Here is a 4,201-nt window from a genome sequence, read left to right as displayed (position 1 = left end):
AGGCAGCATCGCTGTCGACTGACACGACGCCTTCGCGAGCAAGCCCGCTCCCACAAGGGTTGCATGCACCGCTGAGCCAATTGTGGAACGGGACTGTTGCAAAGTATGTCTAGACTCTCACTGTCCCCATTGAGTGAAAAACAATGACAACCCCAACTGCTACTACAGCCCTATATACCGGCGAAGAGCGCAGCAAACGGATCTTCGCGATTGTCGGCGCCTCGTCCGGCAACCTGGTCGAATGGTTCGACTTTTACGTCTACGCCTTCTGCGCGATCTATTTCGCGCCGGCTTTCTTCCCGTCCGACAACCCCACGGTCCAGCTGGTCAATACCGCGGGCGTGTTCGCCGCCGGCTTCCTGATGCGACCGATTGGCGGCTGGATCTTCGGCCGTGTCGCGGATAAGCACGGGCGCAAGAATTCGATGTTGATCTCGATTCTGATGATGTGTTTCGGCTCACTGCTCATCGCGTGCCTGCCGACCTACAACAGCATCGGGGTGTGGGCGCCGGTCCTGCTGCTGTTCGCCCGTCTGCTCCAGGGCCTGTCGGTGGGTGGCGAATACGGCACCACCGCGACCTACATGAGCGAAGTCGCCCTCAAGGGGCAGCGCGGTTTCTTCGCCTCGTTCCAGTACGTGACTCTAATCGGCGGGCAGCTGCTGGCAGTGTTGGTGGTGGTGATCCTGCAGCAGTTCCTCTCCGAGGATGAGCTGCGTGCCTACGGCTGGCGGATTCCATTTGTAGTAGGTGCCTGTGCAGCACTGATTTCGCTGTTTCTTCGTCGTTCGCTCAAAGAAACCACCAGCAAGGAAATGCGCGAAAACAAGGACGCCGGCAGCATCAGCGCGCTATTTCGTGATCACAAGGCGGCGTTCATCACCGTGCTGGGTTACACCGCCGGTGGCTCACTGATTTTCTACACCTTCACCACTTACATGCAGAAGTACCTCGTGAACACTGCTGGCATGCATGCGAAGACCGCCAGTTACATCATGACCGGCGCGCTTTTTCTCTATATGTGCATGCAGCCGCTTTTCGGCATGCTCGCCGACAAGATCGGCCGGCGTAACTCGATGCTCTGGTTCGGTGCCCTCGGGACGTTGTGCACAGTGCCGATTTTGCTCAGCCTTAAAAGTGTCAGCAGTCCGTTCGTGGCCTTCGTGCTGATCACCCTGGCCCTGGCGATCGTCAGTTTCTACACCTCGATCAGCGGCCTGGTAAAAGCCGAAATGTTCCCGCCGGAAGTGCGCGCACTGGGTGTGGGCCTGGCGTATGCGGTGGCGAACGCGATCTTCGGTGGCTCGGCGGAATACGTGGCCTTGAGCCTCAAGGCCGGCGGTATGGAAAACTCTTTCTACTGGTACGTGACCGTGATGATGGCGATTGCCTTCCTCTTCAGCCTGCGTCTGCCGAAACAGGCCAAGTACCTGCACCACGACCTTTGATCTTTACGCGGGCCTCACGGCCCGCGCCTCCAGGGACTGTTTATGAACCAGCGACCGGGCAATCAATTGTTCGATGCCTATTTCACTGCCCGCGATATGCGTGACGTGTTCAGCGATCAAGGCCGGGTTCAGGCCATGCTCGATTTCGAAGCGGCGCTGGCCCGGGCCGAAGCACGGGTCGGGCTGATTCCGCAAAGCGCCGTGGCTCCCATCGAAGCTGCCTGCCAGGCCGGGCATTTCGACTTTGCCGCCCTTGGCGAAGCGATCGCCATTGCCGGCAACTCGGCGATTCCGCTGGTCAAGGCACTGGGCAAGCTGATCGCGGGCAACGATGCCGAAGCCGAACGTTATGTGCATTTGGGCGCGACCAGCCAGGACGTGATGGACAGCGGTCTGGTGCTGCAACTGCGCCAGGCGCTGGAGCTGATCGACAGCGATCTGGCGCAACTGGGGCAAACTCTCGCGGCACAGGCCCAGCGCTATGCGGCGACACCGCTGGCCGGGCGTACCTGGCTGCAGCATGCGACGCCGGTGACCCTCGGCATGAAGATCGCCGGCTGGCTGGGGGCGGTGACCCGCAGCCGTCAACGCCTGCAAGAACTCAAGCCGCGCCTGCTGGTGCTGCAATTCGGCGGCGCCTCCGGGACTCTCGCGGCTCTCGGTGACAAGGCAATGCCAATCGCCCAAGCGCTCGCTGAAGAGTTGCAACTGACCTTGCCCGATCAGCCTTGGCACACCCAACGTGATCGGCTGGTGGAGTTCGGCTCGGTGCTTGGCTTGATCGCCGGCAGTCTCGGCAAACTCGGTCGCGACATCAGCCTGTTGATGCAAACCGAAGCCGGTGAGGTGTTCGAGCCTTCGGCACCGGGCAAGGGCGGTTCCTCGACCATGCCGCACAAACGCAACCCGGTGGGTGCTGCGGTGCTGATCGGCGCGGCGACCCGCGTTCCCGGTCTGCTGTCGACCCTGTTCAGCGCCATGCCCCAGGAGCACGAGCGCAGCCTGGGCCTGTGGCACGCCGAGTGGGAAACCCTGCCGGAAATCTGCTGCCTGGTATCCGGCAGCCTCAAGCAGGCGTTGCTGGTGACCGCCGGCCTGGAAGTGGATGCCGAACGCATGGCGCGCAACCTCGACCTGACCCAGGGCCTGGTGCTCGCCGAAGCGGTGAGCATCGTCCTGGCGCAGCGGGTAGGGCGCGACACCGCGCATCATCTGCTGGAGCAATGCTGCAAACGCGCCGTGGCCGAACAGCGCCATCTGCGCGCGGTGCTCGGCGACGAGCCGCAAGTGACCGCCGAGCTGTCGGCGGCCGAACTCGATCATCTGCTGGACCCCGCCCATTACCTCGGCCAGGCCCGTACCTGGGTCGAGCGAGCGGTGGCTGAACATTCTGCATTGACTGCCTGAAGGAGATTGCTGTGGCTTTCGTACAACTCGCCGATGGCGAACTGCATTACCAACTCGATGGTCCGGTTGATGCGCCGGTACTGGTGCTGTCCAACTCCCTGGGCACCGACCTGCACATGTGGGGCGCGCAGATTGCGGCGTTCAGCGAGCATTTTCGCGTGCTGCGTTTCGACACCCGCGGCCACGGCAAGTCCCTGGTGACCCCGGGGCCTTACACCATCGAGCAGTTGGGCCACGACGTGCTGGCGCTGCTGGACGCCCTGCACATCGAGCGCGCGCATTTCTGCGGGCTGTCCATGGGCGGCCTGATCGGCCAGTGGCTGGGCATCAATGCCGGCGAGCGTCTGAACAAGCTGATCGTCTGCAACACTGCAGCGAAGATCGCCGATCCGTCGGTGTGGAACCCACGTATCGAAACCGTCCTGCGTGACGGTGCGGCGGCCATGGTGGCGCTTCGTGATGCGTCGATCGCGCGCTGGTTCACCCCGGATTTCTCGGCGGCCAATCCTGCGTCGGCCAAGCGCATTACCGACATGCTGGCGGCCACATCACCGCAAGGTTATGCGGCCAACTGCGCGGCCGTGCGCGATGCCGATTTCCGCGATCAGCTGTCGGCGATCAAGGCGCCGCTGCTGGTGATTGCCGGTACTGAAGACGCCGTGACGCCACCGTCTGGCGGGCACTTCATTCAGGAGCACGTGGCCGGTTCCGAGTACGCCGAGTTCTACGCCGCGCACCTGTCCAACGTTCAGGCCGACGCCGCGTTCAGCGAACGCGTCCTGGCCTTCCTGACGGCGCGTTGAGGGATATTTCGTGGACGAGAAACAACGCTATGACGAAGGTCTGAAGGTCCGCCGCGAAGTATTGAGCGATGCTCACGTCGACCGCAGCCTGAGCACCCTGACCGAGTTCAACTCGGAGTTCCAGGAGATGATCACCCGTCACGCCTGGGGCGACATCTGGACCCGCCCGGGCCTGCCGCGCCACACCCGCAGTCTGATCACCATCGCCATGCTGATCGGCATGAACCGCGAAGGCGAACTCAAACTGCACCTGCGTGCCGCCGCCAACAATGGGGTGAGCCGTGGGGAGATCAAGGAAGTGATCATGCAGAGCGCGATCTACTGCGGGATTCCGGCGGCCAATGCCACGTTCCACCTGGCGGAGTCGGTGTGGGATGAGTTGGGGGTTGAGTCGAGGGAGTAAGTGGAAGCGGTGTGAACGAAAATTTCGAACACACCGCTGATCCAAATGTGGGAGCGGGCTTGCTCGCGAAGGCGTCGTGTCAGTCGGCAACAATGTTGGTCGATCCCCCATCCTTTCGAGGACACCCCCTCCCCCCCCTG

4 protein-coding genes are annotated in these 4,201 nt (G+C 62.4%); all 4 read left to right on the top strand.

Going from position 1 to position 4,201, the window contains the following annotated elements:
* The first annotated feature begins 143 nt into the window (after positions 1-143).
* From ACW9JE_RS29125 to pcaC, 4 genes are read left to right on the top strand one after another with little or no spacing between them, the layout of a single operon-like run.
* Positions 144-1,448 carry an MFS family transporter gene (locus ACW9JE_RS29125; RefSeq protein ID WP_224536973.1) on the top strand — a complete coding sequence of 435 codons (1,305 nt, stop codon included), beginning with the start codon at positions 144-146 and terminating at the stop codon, positions 1,446-1,448.
* A gap of 42 nt (positions 1,449-1,490) precedes the next feature.
* Positions 1,491-2,855, top strand: coding sequence for a 3-carboxy-cis,cis-muconate cycloisomerase (locus ACW9JE_RS29120; protein WP_457434727.1), 1,365 nt, complete (start codon positions 1,491-1,493; stop codon positions 2,853-2,855).
* A gap of 11 nt (positions 2,856-2,866) precedes the next feature.
* Positions 2,867-3,658: a 3-oxoadipate enol-lactonase gene (pcaD, locus tag ACW9JE_RS29115; protein ID WP_457434726.1), complete on the top strand. Its 792-nt coding sequence runs from the start codon at positions 2,867-2,869 to the stop codon at positions 3,656-3,658.
* A gap of 10 nt (positions 3,659-3,668) precedes the next feature.
* Entirely contained in the window at positions 3,669-4,061 is a 393-nt protein-coding gene (pcaC, locus tag ACW9JE_RS29110) for a 4-carboxymuconolactone decarboxylase (RefSeq protein ID WP_457434725.1), read from the top strand.
* Positions 4,062-4,201: the final 140 nt, after the last annotated feature.

It is taken from the genome of Pseudomonas sp. SDO55104_S430 (assembly GCF_054070595.1).
Note: the sequence above shows the minus strand (reverse complement) of the source record. Positions and strands in the feature narration are given on the sequence as shown.

Bases quoted from the DNA above. Each gene is read 5' to 3' on its own strand.
- ACW9JE_RS29125 (WP_224536973.1), top strand. From the start codon at position 144: ATGACAACCCCAACTGCTACTACAGCCCTATATACCGGCGAAGAGCGC.
- ACW9JE_RS29120 (WP_457434727.1), top strand. From the start codon at position 1,491: ATGAACCAGCGACCGGGCAATCAATTGTTCGATGCCTATTTCACTGCC.